We start from the raw sequence: 14,065 nt of genomic DNA on the forward strand, positions 1-14,065 counted from the left end.
AGGAGGAAATTACTATAAATAGCAAAGAACAACTACAAATTGCAGTGCAAGCTGCCGATTCAAAACGTGCAGAAGATATCGTTGCTTTAGATGTGAGAGAAGTATCTTTACTAGCAGATTACTTCATGATTTGTTCGGCAAACAGTGAACGACAACTAAATGCAATTACAGAAGAAATCATTGAAAAAGAAGAAGAAAACAATTACGAAGTAAAACGTATCGAAGGAAAAGAAGGCGGAAAATGGATCCTGATCGACTTAGGAGATCTGATCATCCATGTTTTCCATGCACCAGAAAGAAGTTTCTATAATTTAGAAAAATTATGGTCAGATGCACCACTTGTTGACCTAAATGAATGGATCGATTAATATGGCTTACGAAACATTTGCTTTCGTTTATGATGAGGTAATGGATGAAACCTTATATCAACAATGGTTAGATTTCTCAAAACGACACTTACCAAGTGAAACATGTAATATTTTAGAATTAGCTTGCGGAACAGGTGCTCTAGCTGTTGCCTTTGCTAAAGCTGGGTACCATGTCACAGGGTTAGATCTTTCAGAAGAGATGTTGATGATTGCTAGCCAACGTGCGTTTGAAGAGGAAACACCAATCCAATTTGTTGAAGGAAACATGCTTGATCTGTCAGAAATTGGTCAATACCAAGCAATCACTTGTTTCTCAGATTCTTTGTGCTATATGAAGAATGAGCAAGAAGTGCAGCAAGTATTTGACGAAGTGTATCAAGCGCTGGAAGAAAATGGACGATTTATATTCGATGTTCATTCTATCTATCAAATCGACACGGTTTTTCCTGAATATAGTTACCATTATCAAAATGATCAGTTTGCCTTTTTATGGGATAGCTACCCAGGCAAGGAAAAGCACAGTATTGAACATTTCTTGACTTTCTTTGTGGAAGATCCCGAAGAAGCAGGTAAGTTTATTCGAGAAGACGAACTGCATCAAGAACAAACTTATTCTTTAGATAATTATTTAAGAATGTTAGAAAATAGTGGTTTTTCTAAGGTAGAAGCATTTGGTGATTTCACCGACGAACAACCAAAGGAAGATACAAAACGTCTCTTTTTTGTGGCATATAAGGAATAGGACACGAAAAAAGTCTTTTGTTGAATACGAAACATTACCTTATCGCGAGGTGTAATCACAAAAAAACTGTCGTGAATCGCGTTGTTTCAGATAGTATTATAATAGTATAAAAGTAACGAATAATGGCCAAGACGAGTAAATCATCAACAAAGTCTGCGCCAAATAGTGACGTTTTTCTGCTAAAAAACGAAAAAAACACTTTAGAAATATCTTGATGAAAAATAAGCTGAAGCGTCATTTGAAAAGCAGGAGAAACGATTTTTCGATTTCTCCTGCTTATTTTTTTACAGTTAAAAACCAAATTGATCATTTTAGGATTGACCGAAAGAATGAACTGTTTGTTTTATTCCTATTAAGAAACGGAGGAAATGCGATGAAAATTTGTGGCATTATTGTTGAATATAATCCTTTCCATAATGGGCATCGCTACCATGCGGAAATGGCTCGTGAACAAACGGGCGCAGATATCGTGATAGCAGTGATGAGTGGAAATTTTTTACAGCGTGGTGAGCCTGCAATTATCGACAAATGGTCCAGAGCAACTGCTGCCCTCCAAAACGGAGTGGATTTGGTCATTGAACTACCGATAGAATGGTCTGTGCAATCAGCAGATTACTTTGCCAAAGGAGCTGTGCGATTATTACAGATGCTCGGCTGTACACATCTTTGTTTTGGTACAGAAGAAGAGTCGACATTTAATTACGAAGCTTTTGGGAAATTTGTACAGCAAAACCAATTAAGGATTGACCGTGAATTTCAACGTTTATCTGACCAAGGAATGAGCTATCCGCAGAAGATGACAGCAGTGTTCAACACACTTTATCCAGAAATCGCTCTCGATTTTTCTTCTCCTAATCACATTTTAGGGTTAAGCTATGCGAAAGAAAATGCCCAGTATGCCCAGCCAATGAAATTAGTACCGATTACCAGAAAAAGTGCTGGTTATCACGATGAAGAATGGAGCAGTTCCTCCATCGCAAGTGCGACCGCTATTCGCAAAGCGCTCAGTGAACAACGCTCCGTAACGAATTTTATACCTGCTGCCACCGCAGCGATGATCGAAGCAGGTTCGCAACAAACATGGGCGAATTATTGGCCCTTGTTACGTTATCGTTTGCTTTCTACGGAGCTAGCCAATTTGAAAACTATCTATCAGATGACGGAAGGACTTGAAGTGAGAATGCAATCGGCTGCGAAGAAAGCCAGTTCTTTCGAGGAATTTGTCACTTTAGTCAAGACGAAAAGATATACTTGGACGAGAATCCAACGTTTAGCTTGTTACGTATTATTGAACATCCATCATGAGGAAATCCATGACCAACAAGACAAATGTTACTTGAATATTTTAGGATTCACCAAGGCAGGACAACAGTTTTTAAAAGAAAAGAAAGAGATACCCTTGATCTCAAAAATCGGCAAAAAAGAAGCAGAATTGGCACACCTTTTGGTTCGGAGTGATCAAATCTATCAACTCGGTGGGGCTATACCTGAACAAAATTTTGGAAGAAGACCTTATGTTTCGAAATAAACCTAGTTGGTGGGAACAAAGTGAAATGACTAATCTGAATGAAAGTTTAGTTCAATATTTTGAATATGTCGCTTTGTAAAAAATTCTTTGTCTAGCTTGTTGAGTAGCTATTCCAAAAGACGACTATAATCGATCATACAAGGAAACACCTCCCTAAAAAATGACTAGATTTAGAAAAAATACTTCACAGAATCCAGATTCACAAGTATAATGGAACAGGACGTTTTTGTGCTTAACCACTATCAGAAATGAACGATCAAAATTAGAAAGCGAAGTGAGAATATGGGACGTAAATGGGCAAACATCGTAGCGAAAAAAACCGCAAAAGATGCAAATAATAGCCGAGTTTATGCAAAATTCGGGATTGAAATCTATGCAGCAGCAAAATCAGGTGATCCAGACCCACACGCTAACCAAAAACTACGTTTCGTCATTGAACGCGCGAAAACTTATAATGTACCTAAACATATTATTGACCGTGCAATTGAAAAAGCAAAAGGTGCGGGAGATGAAACTTATTCTGAATTACGTTATGAGGGATTCGGACCAAATGGCTCAATGGTCATCGTTGATACCTTAACAAACAACGTGAACCGTACAGCTGCTGATGTACGTGCTGCTTTTGGTAAAAACGGCGGAAATATGGGTGTTTCTGGAGCTGTTTCTTACATGTTCGACAATACAGCGATTTTTGGTTTTGCCGGCGAAGATGCAGATGAGATCCTTGAATATTTGATGGATAAAGAGATTGATGTACGTGATGTCATGGAAGAAGATGGACAAATCATCGTTTATGGTGAAGTTGCTGATTTCCATAGTATCCAAGAAGCATTGAAAGAAAAAGGAATCACTGATTTTTCAATTGCTGAGATCCAAATGATTCCTCAAAATGAAGTGACACTTTCACCAGAAGACCAAGAAACATTTGAAAAAATGATTGATGCGTTGGAAGAGTTGGAAGATGTTCAACATGTTTTCCATAATGTAGCATTGGAAGACTAAACGATAAAAACGAATGAAGGTTGTGAAAGCATCGGATAGCTTTCGACTTGCGATTTATCCGTTTTTCGTTTTTACACCTGCTAATAGTCTGGGACGATTCGTCTCTCAGACTATTTTTTTACGCTTAAAAGAAGATCATTCGTTCTGAAAAAACAGTAGTTTATGACGAATCAATGATTTTATCTTTTTTTCGTATGTTTTATTTTTTATTCTGTTTCGTCCTGTGTTATTATTGATATAGACGTATTATTGGAAAAATGATACATAGGAATGTGGATGTAGGCGGGGAAATTTTATGGAAGCAAAAATTAGTTTAGAGCCTTTTGAACGTATTTTAAGCGGTTACCAAAAGATCGAAGAGTTAGCTGTGAATATCACAGACTGTTCAAAATTAGCAAAAAAATATGCCCATTATGGTGTAGAAGGTTATCGTTTAGGAAATTACGTAGGTACTGGTTACCTTAATCGCTATCTGGAATGTATGGTTGATCGCGTCCCCATGTTGATTTACAAAAGAAATTATTTAATCCCTTTACTTTTTAGACGTTCAGATTCAACCTTTCGATTATTTGAAGAAAATTATCGTATGGAAGCTTTCTTTCGTTTGTTAGAATGGAGCTTAAAACATCAACCAACAAAAATCTTAATTGAAAAAAATGAAAAATATGATTCTAAAAAAGTAAAAGTGATCGACAGTGCTTATCTAGCTTTTCGTTTATCAGAAATCCTTGATAGTGGAGGCTATCCGATCAGTAACTTCCGATCAATCGAACAGTTTATTGATTGGAATCGAATTTATCGGCTGATAGATAACGGGGGGATTGGGCGTCATAGTAAAGTCTTTGATCCTGAGTATCCTGAAAATATAGAAGAATTGCGAATGATTATTTCATTAGTTAAATTAAAGTATCCAGATACTGAATCATTTGTTTAAAAGGCGAGGTTGTGACTAAGTGGTTAGCTTCTTATTCTTGAAGCTACTTCTTTAACACCGTTTATTAAGAATAAAGGGCTGTGACAAAAATTTTGTCACAACCCTTTATTTTTATATATTGATAGTGGTATATAATGCTGGGTCCATGGATTCAATCAAAGGACTTTCAGATTCAGAAGTAACTAAAACGAGTTCGTGCATGGCTCTTGTACACATGGTGTAAAGAACTAATTGATCTTGGTCAGTGGCAAAGTTAGTATCATCGATTCCCCATAAGAAAACGCGATCAAACTCGAGCCCTTTTGCCAAGAATGCTGGTAGTAGGACGATTTGTCGTTTCATAAAATCTGTTTCATCAGAGATCAATTGGACACGATCTTTTAAGTATTCGGGCAACTGTTCATAGAGTTCTTCACACTCAGTCTGTGTTTTACCAATGATTGCGGTACGCCAGTAACGGGTATTTTCTTGAGTCGTTTCAAGCGTAGTTTTTAACCAATTTAATCGTTCTTCTAAGGAGGAACCTTTCACGATAGAAGGAAGCGTACCTTTGCGAGCCGTCGTTTCTACTTGATTTTTCTCAGTAAGAAAATGATTCGCAAAATCCGTGATCTCTTTTGTTGAACGATAGCTGGTCGTTAACTGGAAGTGTGTGATTTCTTGGTCTTTAAATAGTTGATCCAAAGAGCCAGTAATCGTTTCATTGCCGAAAACATTTTGATTTAGATCGCCACAAAAAGTGAGATTAGCTTTTGGATAGATCGCTTGTAAAAGAGCTACCTGAGCGGGAGCGAAATCTTGCATTTCATCGATAAAGATATAGCGAGCTTTTTGCATCACAGACACTGGATGGATGCGACGCATCAGCAAGAAGAATAATACTGCATCTTCTTGTCGTAGTTCTCGTTGACGAAGCTTCTCTTTTAATAAGGCTGAATGATCGTTCCACATCGTTGCGCTAATGTCATTTTTAGCCAACAGCGCCTGAGGTACGGTTTGTAAAAAGTGAAGGTATTGTTTGGTCAAATTGACAAATTGAAACTGATTGATTCCGCGGTAGATTCGACGGAATCTTTTCTTCACGATTTGATTCGCTAGTTTTTTCCGTAAAGACTGTTCTTTTTGCTCCGTATACTCAAGGTTCGGATCATTCGCATATAAGTCTTGCAATTGTTCTTCTGCTAATTCTTTGACCCATTTTTGACGCATCTCATCTTTTTGGAGTCCACCCAATTTTTTTAATAATTTTGTTTGCAACAAGGAGAGACGTTGATGTAACGGTAAGAGTTCATTGGTTTCTTGATACCATTTGCGGATCGATTCTTTTGCTAAAATCGTCCGACCGTTAATTTTCATATCTCTAAACAAGGGGCCAAAACCAGTAATATGATCGATATAACGATCAATCTGATGGATTAGTTGAAGACCGCTTTTGAAGGTTTGGATCGGGTCCTTGTCTCCAGATAAAAAACCAACTTCTTGTTGCTCTTCTTCTAACAATGAAAATTCAGGTAATAACTGTTCCAAATAAGACTTGAAGGTTTGCGTAGGTACACCACTTTCACCTAAAGAAGGCAAAACAGTCGAAATATAGTCAGAGAAAAGATGATTAGGAGAAAAAAGTAAAACGTTCTCGGCATCTAACCATTTTCGATTGTGATAAAGTAAAAAGGCGATCCGTTGTAATAAAGCGGATGTTTTTCCACTACCAGCGATTCCTTCGATCAACATCACTTGACTTGTTGTATCACGAATAATGGCATTTTGGGCTTTTTGGATCGTAGAGACGATATTTTTCATATGCGCACTTGAGGCATCGTCTAGGATCTCTAGTAAGAAATCATCGTTGATCACTTCAGAAGTATCCACCATCGAAATAATTTTTCCGTCTAAGATTTTAAACTGACGTTTCAGCAGTAATTCAACATTGATTTTTTCAGTATCTGTTTCATAGAAGGCTGGTCCAATTTCCCCTTCGTAATAAAGGTTAGCAATTGGGGCACGCCAGTCGATTACGATTGTTTCTTCAGAGAGATCTCTTAAAGAAGCGATTCCTAGATAAAGTGTCTCTGCATCTGTTTCTTCTTTAAAATCGATTCGGGCAAAGTAAGGGTTGTCTTCCATAACTGTTAACGTTTGGAGCCTTTTTTGCTGCGATTCAAGCGTATGGTATTTTAAAAGCAATTCTTGCTCATGTTGGCGGTATTCGACAGCTGATTCATAAAAGGATTCATTAGACCCACCTCTGATTTTATGGCTGGCGGTGTCTTTCGTAGAATCTTGCATCTCTTGGGTAAGAGATTGTTGTTTAGTGTTTAATAGCTTTTGTTCAAGCTGGATCAACTGAATGGTTTCATCCACGTGTTGTTGTTCTAGTTGTCTTTCATTCATTGCGTATATTACTCCTTCCGCCGTAAATAACGAATTAAAAGTATAGCACAAAAAGTGAGAAAAAGGTATCTTTGACTATTCGTTTGAAGGAAAGTGAAAGAAGAAAATCAATGAGAGTGAGAGTTGTTTTCAGTTAAGTGTAAATAGTTTTCATTCTAGTTCTAAGTCAGTATCCTAAAATTGTAGGGAGTGAACAATATGACACATTTTAAAAAATTTTCAATCACCGTTTTGATTGGAATGACGGCACTTATTTGCGAATTTATTTTTAAACGACCCACACTTGCATTTCTGATTATCGCAATCACGGGTGGTATTTTGGCTTTCTTTATGTTTATTGAGATGATTAAAACATTACGTTCAGGTAAATATGGTGTGGACATTCTTGCTATCACAGCGATTGTTGCGACATTAGTGGTAGGAGAGTACTGGGCCAGTTTGATGATCCTGATCATGTTGACTGGCGGAGACAGTTTGGAAGACTATGCCAATAAAAAAGCTAGTCGAGAATTGCAAACGTTATTGGACAATACACCACGCACAGCGCATCAATTGATGAATGACCAATTGAAAGATATTCCAGTAGAAGCTGTTGAGATCAATGATTTGTTAGTGGTGAAACCAGGAGAATTAGTGCCTGTTGACGGAAAAGTAGTAAAAGGTGAGTCGCAATTTGATGAGTCTTCATTAACGGGTGAAGCCAAACTTGTATTAAAAAAAGCAGGCGATGAACTGATGTCTGGCTCAGTCAATGGGGACGGTTCCGTTCAAATGATCGTTGAAAGAAGAGCAGCTGATAGTCAATACCAACAAATTATTAAATTGGTCGAAGAATCAAAAGAAAAACCAGCTCATTTTGTACGCTTAGCGGATCGTTATGCGGTGCCTTTTACATTGATCGCTTATTTGATCGGAGGTATTTCCTGGTGGGTCACGAAGAATCCTGTTCGTTTCGCAGAAGTTCTCGTTGTTGCTTCACCTTGTCCTTTGATTTTAGCTGCACCGATTGCTTTAGTGGCTGGAATGAGTCGTTCAAGTAAAAACGGAATCGTCATCAAAACAGGAACTGCTGTGGAAAAATTAGCACGAACCAAGACAGTTGCATTTGATAAAACGGGTACCATCACTAAAGGGGTCCTCGAAGTAGCAAGTATTCATCCAGAAGCTGGTGTAACATCAGAAACGCTCTTGGTCTATGCGGCAAGTGCCGAACAAGAATCAAGTCATATATTAGCCCGATCACTAGTCCATGAAGTCGATAGCGAAAAATTATTGCCAGTGAATGAATTAAAAGAGATCACGGGGCAAGGAATACAAGCTAGAGTAGATGGACATTTCGTTAAAGTTGGCAGAGCTTCATTTGTCGGTGCCAAAGAAAGCCAATCTACTAAAACAGCTATCTATGTTGCAATTGATGACCATTTTTCGGGTACGATCTTATTTTCAGACGTGCTGCGTCCAGAAGCACAAGCAACGATTGAACAATTGAAAACAATGGGTGTAGCGGATTTGATGATGATCACAGGGGATGGACCGGCTATCGCTGAATCAATTGCAAAGGAGGTTGGGCTCACGGCTGTTCATGCTCGTTGTTTGCCGCAGGACAAATTGAATATCCTTGAGAGTATTCCCGAAAGTGAACGTCCCGTAACGATGGTGGGCGATGGGGTCAACGATGCTCCAGCTTTGACGATCGCAGATGTTGGAATAGCCATGGGCGCACACGGATCAACGGCAGCTAGTGAAAGTGCTGATGCGGTGATACTAAAAGATGATTTGACAAAAGTTGCTACTGCTATAACGATTTCCAGAGATACGATGAAAGTAGCGAAACAATCTGTTTTAATCGGTATTTTTATTTGTGTTTTTTTAATGCTGGTTGCTAGTACGGGGGTAATCCCCGCTTTGTTTGGAGCGGTTCTCCAAGAAGTGGTAGACACTGTTTCGATTTTAAGTGCGTTGCGGGCTAAAAATGAGCGATCCCACACGTAACATCAGAAAAGACCTTTTCTCTTTGCTTTTTTTGCGGTATGATCATAGCATAGAAGAAGGGTTGAAAAGACCACTTACATTTAAGATAGCAATCATTAAAAGGAGACGAGACAATGCCATTTGTACACGTAGAACTAGTTGAAGGACGTAGTCCAGAACAATTGGAAAATATGATGAAAGATATTACAGAAGCTGTTCATAAAAATACCCAAGCACCAAAAGAACATATCCATGTGATTATCAATGAAATGAAAAAAGGCACTTATGGTGTAAATGGTGAATGGAAAAAATAAGTCACACCCACACTTGATTTTTCTTTTTATTAGTGGTTAAATAAACACATAGTTGATTGATGAGAAAGACAACTGAATTTGAGAGTCTTCGATAAGAGAGGAAAAGCCAGGCTGAAACTTTTCCAGAAGAAAACCAAAGGATGACCACTTTCGAAACCTTTGTTGAAACAAAGGCGGTCGTACCGTTATAACGCTCAAGGAACGTGTAAACGTTCGAAATTAGGTGGAACCACGAATCTTTCGTCCTAGTATCTCTTTTATGAGGTGCTGGGACTTTTTTATTGGTGTCAACTCATTCAATCAAAAAATCAAAGGAGGCTATTTTAATGATAAAAATTACTTTTCCAGATGGCGCAGTGAAAGAGTTTGATGCGGGAATCACGACTGCTGAGATTGCTGCAGGTATTTCTAAAAGTTTAGCTAAAAAAGCATTAGCCGGTAAAGTGAACGGTCAATTGATTGACTTGAATCATGGGATCGAAGAAGATGCGTCAATCGAGATCGTTACACCTGACCACGAAGATGCATTAGCATTGGTACGTCACTCAACCGCACACTTGATGGCACAAGCTATGAGACGCTTGTACCCAAATATCCATTTCGGTGTCGGACCAGCAATCGATTCAGGATTTTACTATGACACAGACAACGGTGAAAACCAAATCAGTGCCGAAGATCTTCCAGCAATCGAAGCAGAAATGATGAAAATCGTGAAAGAAAACTTACCGATCGAACGTAAAGTTCTTTCTAAAGAAGAAGCTCTGGAAATCTTTGCAAGTGATCCTTATAAAGTAGAATTGATCAGTGAATTACCAGATGAAGAAGTAATCACTGCTTATCAACAAGGAGAATTTATCGATTTATGCCGTGGACCACATGTCCCATCAACCGGTCGTATCCAAGTCTTCAAACTATTATCTGTAGCTGGAGCTTACTGGCGTGGAAATTCAAACAATCAAATGATGCAACGTGTCTATGGGACAGCATTCTTTGATAAAAAAGACTTAAAAGAATTTATTCGTCTACGTGAAGAAGCAAAAGAAAGAGACCACCGTAAATTAGGAAAAGAACTAGATCTATTTATGGTATCACCACAAGTTGGCTCAGGCTTACCATTCTGGTTACCTAAAGGTGCAACGATTCGTCGAACAATTGAACGTTATATCGTTGATAAAGAAATCAGCTTAGGTTACCAACATGTCTACACACCAATCATGGGAGATGTAGAATTGTATAAAACATCAGGTCACTGGGATCATTACCAAGAAGACATGTTCCCACCAATGGATATGGGTGATGGTGAAATGTTAGTTCTTCGTCCGATGAACTGTCCGCATCATATGATGGTCTATAAAAATGCGATCCATTCCTACCGCGAATTACCAATCCGTATCGCTGAACTAGGCATGATGCACCGTTACGAAAAATCAGGTGCGCTATCAGGTTTACAGCGTGTTCGTGAAATGACATTGAACGATGGGCATACCTTTGTACGTCCTGATCAAATCAAAGATGAGTTTAAACGTACGTTGGAATTGATGGTCGCAGTTTACGCTGACTTCAATATTACAGACTATCGTTTCCGTTTGAGCTATCGCGATTCGAACAACACGGATAAATATTTTGATGATGATGCTATGTGGGAAAAAGCGCAAGTGATGTTAAAAGCCGCAATGGATGAATTGGAATTGGATTACTTCGAAGCAGAAGGAGAAGCTGCTTTCTATGGTCCAAAATTGGATGTTCAGGTCAAAACAGCTTTAGGAACAGAAGAAACATTATCAACGATCCAATTAGACTTCTTGCTTCCAGAACGCTTTGATTTAACTTATGTTGGTGAAGATGGTGAAAATACACATCGTCCAGTAGTTATCCACCGTGGGATCGTTTCAACGATGGAACGTTTTGTTGCTTATTTAACTGAAGTTTACAAAGGAGCTTTCCCAACTTGGTTAGCACCGATCCAAGCAACGATCATTCCTGTTTCAGTTGAAGCGCATAGTGACTATGCTTATGAAATCAAGGAACGTCTACAAATGAAAGGTCTACGTGTCGAAGTAGATGATCGTAATGAAAAAATGGGTTATAAGATTCGTGCATCACAAACACAAAAAATACCATATCAACTAGTCGTTGGTGATAAAGAAGTGGCTGATGCAACGGTCAATATTCGCCGATATGGTAGCAAAGAAACTTCAGTAGAAGATCTCAACATGTTCGTTGATGCGATGGTTGCTGAAGTCCAAAATTATAGTAGACAAGGTTAATTTCAATAGTTGGAAAAGTGACCTGACTACCCTAGAATGTAAGATCAAACCGATGGTGTCGAAAATCGAAAACGATTTTTGATACCATCGGTTTTTTACTAAGCGGATTGTTACGCTTCTCCCATATCTTTTTAAGAGTTAAAGCTAAATCGTGCAATTTGAAACAACAAAGCGATAATGAGAATCTTTTTTTCTGAAATTACGAAAAGATGAATAAGCAAGCCTTTCATCTTATGCTATTATTAGGTTGAAAAGGAAAAAAGGAGGGCTGAAAATGGGAACTTTTTTTACAAATAAAAGGCTAAATAAAAAAGGAAATAACGTAGCTCAAAATGAGTTAAGCGAGCAAACAAATGAAATGCAGTCAAAACAAGCCAATCGTAAAAAAAAGAACTTAGCAGTAAATTTAATCGTAAAAATTGAACATGCGATTAAACAAAGGAGTCAACATAAATCCACAAATCAAAAAAATTCGAAGTCCGTTGGTCCCGCTAAACGAATGTTGGAATTGATTAGGCGAGATTTTTCTATGCTTGAGAAAATACTAAATAATACTTACCAGGAAATCCATAAGCTTGACCGCTCTTTCAGAATAAAAATGATCAGTTACATAAGAAACGATCGGAAAAGAATGGCAACAAAAATTCGTGCGTTCAAAACAACTTTGATTCCTCATAAAAGTAATTTTACGAATCAAATCGAAATAGCTCCTCGTGCTAAGACTGAAATGGAGAATATTTTACCTATAACGAAAATCAAAATGAAACAAAGAAATGAAGAGCAGACAAAACTTGGTCTCAGAAAAAATTTGTTTAAGCAGTTTTTCAACCGACTGTTATATTCCAATAGCCAAAAAATGCGGAATCAAGACTTGAATAAAATAGTAGTAGAAAAAATACAGCAAGAAAAATATGAAGAAAAACAAGTGTTGTTAACAATGGAACAAATATTAGCAAGATCGTCAAATAGAAATGATATGCCAGAACAACTTTTCAGTCGATCAATACAACCATTCGAGAATACTAAGGAAGAAAGACTAGCACAAATAAGTGAGAAAATCCAACATGCTATGAACTTCTCAACTTCTAGGAATCAATTAGGAGCAGCACATGCGGAACACCAACTCTAAAACTTATGTCATGACATCCATTTATAAATTGGAGTTCAATACTCGTGACTTCTATCAAGAGTATTCAACGTGAGACAACAAAATTTTCATGATAAAGAGTGCAACTATCATATGAATGATAGGATAACCAGGAGTTGCAATCGTCCATTCTTCTTGAAAAATTAATCTTTTATCTTAGAGTCCAAGGCTTGCCTTGGGCTTTATTGCTGTAGCTGAACCTCATCAATTATTTTTTAGCCTCATACTTTTTCTCCAACATTTATTTACAGATGATGACAAAATTTTATTGTCAGACGTCACGATCTTATTAGTGGGATATGGTATACTTAGCTAGACTGGAAGAGAAAAAGGAAGTGAGACAAATGAGCGTTATTAGCCGTATTGAGAGCATGATGGAGGAGTATTCTTCAACTGAAAAAAAGCTCGCTGATTATATCATCAAAAATGTAGAAAAAATTCCCACGATGACTGCGAACGAGTTAGCAGAAGCTGCTGGGTTAAGTGCGCCCACAGTTGTCCGATTTTCCAAAAAAATTGGGTTTCAAAGTTTGACTGACTTCAAAATAAATATTTCGACCGAGTTACAAACCGGTATCGTTGAAGGCTTCAGTGATATTCATCCAAACGAATCATTTTATTCGATCAAACACATTTTGGGAAATAATGCGCAAGTGGCAATCAAAGAAACGGTGGACATTTTAAATGAAGAAAAAATTCAAGAAGTGGTTGAGACCCTGGAAAGTGCTGAAACAGTCTTTTTATATGGCGTGGGCGCTTCATCTTTAGTGGTGGAAGACATTTTGCAAAAATGGTCTAGAGTAGGCAAACCCATTATTTTTGAAAAAGATATCCATGTTTTACTTCCTCAATTAGTAAGCAATGAAACCAAAAAAGTATTATGGTTAGTCTCCAATTCTGGTAGTAGCGCGGATGTCGTAGCAGTTGGAGAAATCGCAAAAGATTTAGGCATTGAGGTAATTGCTTTAACGCAATTTGGAAATAATCCTTTAAGTAAGTTGGCGGATGTTGTTGTACAAACCTCACGTCCAAAGGAAATTACCAATCGAAGCGCTGCTACAAATTCTTTGCTGGCTCAGTTTGTTACTATCGATATTATTTTTTATTTATATATGACAAAGAATGAACAGTTGGGGGAAAAAGTTCGTGAAACCAGACAAGTAATTAAAGGATACTTTGGTTCAAAACGGTAAGAACATTATAAAAAGTTTTCCACAGTAAAAATATCATTTGTTGTGTTTCACGATAAGAAAATGATGAATTAAATAAAAAACTTTATTTTTTAAAGGTTTGAATTGTTTGAAAACTTGATACGATTTTATCCTGTGAAACAAAAAAAGAATATCAACTTGAAATAAGTTAAAGAATTTATTAGTGATTTTCGTTTCTTCTTTTTTATTT

At 37.6% G+C, this 14,065-nt stretch carries 11 protein-coding genes; 10 read left to right on the forward strand and 1 reads right to left on the reverse strand.

The window, feature by feature from the left end; translation table 11 throughout:
* Positions 1-44 precede the first annotated feature (44 nt).
* The 5 genes from rsfS to AB3H90_RS05165 all read left to right on the forward strand — a co-directional run bounded on the left by rsfS (position 45) and on the right by AB3H90_RS05165 (position 4,574).
* Complete coding sequence (gene rsfS, locus AB3H90_RS05145) at positions 45-368, forward strand: ribosome silencing factor (protein WP_010719657.1); 324 nt, start codon at positions 45-47, stop codon at positions 366-368.
* A 1-nt stretch (position 369) separates the two neighbouring features.
* A complete protein-coding gene (locus tag AB3H90_RS05150) occupies positions 370-1,110 on the forward strand; it encodes a class I SAM-dependent methyltransferase (RefSeq protein WP_010719656.1) in 741 nt (246 codons plus the stop codon).
* A gap of 373 nt (positions 1,111-1,483) precedes the next feature.
* Positions 1,484-2,638 carry a nucleotidyltransferase gene (locus tag AB3H90_RS05155; RefSeq protein ID WP_010719655.1) on the forward strand — a complete coding sequence of 385 codons (1,155 nt, stop codon included), beginning with the start codon at positions 1,484-1,486 and terminating at the stop codon, positions 2,636-2,638.
* Positions 2,639-2,920: 282 nt separating this feature from the next.
* The gene (locus AB3H90_RS05160) at positions 2,921-3,640 is read left to right on the forward strand and encodes a YebC/PmpR family DNA-binding transcriptional regulator (RefSeq protein WP_063626840.1); all 720 of its coding nucleotides are present in this window, start codon (positions 2,921-2,923) and stop codon (positions 3,638-3,640) included.
* A gap of 295 nt (positions 3,641-3,935) precedes the next feature.
* Positions 3,936-4,574 (forward strand): hypothetical protein, encoded by a 639-nt coding sequence (locus AB3H90_RS05165; protein ID WP_010719653.1) that lies wholly within the window; start codon positions 3,936-3,938, stop codon positions 4,572-4,574.
* A gap of 111 nt (positions 4,575-4,685) precedes the next feature.
* On the opposite strand, the gene helD is transcribed toward AB3H90_RS05165, so the two are convergent.
* Complete coding sequence (helD, locus tag AB3H90_RS05170) at positions 4,686-6,965, reverse strand: RNA polymerase recycling motor HelD (protein ID WP_368016299.1); 2,280 nt, start codon at positions 6,963-6,965, stop codon at positions 4,686-4,688.
* Positions 6,966-7,163: 198 nt separating this feature from the next.
* Here helD and AB3H90_RS05175 point away from each other — a divergent pair, with 198 nt between their 5' ends.
* The 5 genes from AB3H90_RS05175 to AB3H90_RS05195 all read left to right on the forward strand — a co-directional run bounded on the left by AB3H90_RS05175 (position 7,164) and on the right by AB3H90_RS05195 (position 13,857).
* Positions 7,164-8,957 (forward strand): heavy metal translocating P-type ATPase, encoded by a 1,794-nt coding sequence (locus tag AB3H90_RS05175; protein WP_053765620.1) that lies wholly within the window; start codon positions 7,164-7,166, stop codon positions 8,955-8,957.
* A gap of 113 nt (positions 8,958-9,070) precedes the next feature.
* Positions 9,071-9,250, forward strand: a complete 180-nt coding sequence (locus AB3H90_RS05180; RefSeq protein WP_002287649.1) for a 2-hydroxymuconate tautomerase — start codon at positions 9,071-9,073, stop codon at positions 9,248-9,250.
* Between the two features lie 326 nt (positions 9,251-9,576).
* Positions 9,577-11,517, forward strand: coding sequence for a threonine--tRNA ligase (gene thrS, locus AB3H90_RS05185; RefSeq protein WP_368016301.1), 1,941 nt, complete (start codon positions 9,577-9,579; stop codon positions 11,515-11,517).
* Between the two features lie 274 nt (positions 11,518-11,791).
* Entirely contained in the window at positions 11,792-12,646 is an 855-nt protein-coding gene (locus AB3H90_RS05190; RefSeq protein WP_034700538.1) for a hypothetical protein, read from the forward strand.
* A gap of 362 nt (positions 12,647-13,008) precedes the next feature.
* Positions 13,009-13,857 carry a MurR/RpiR family transcriptional regulator gene (locus AB3H90_RS05195; RefSeq protein WP_034700537.1) on the forward strand — a complete coding sequence of 283 codons (849 nt, stop codon included), beginning with the start codon at positions 13,009-13,011 and terminating at the stop codon, positions 13,855-13,857.
* The last annotated feature ends 208 nt before the right edge of the window (positions 13,858-14,065 follow it).

Origin of the sequence: Enterococcus sp. C63 (assembly GCF_040887215.1) — a bacterium.
Lineage (GTDB): Bacteria > Bacillota > Bacilli > Lactobacillales > Enterococcaceae > Enterococcus_B > Enterococcus_B hirae.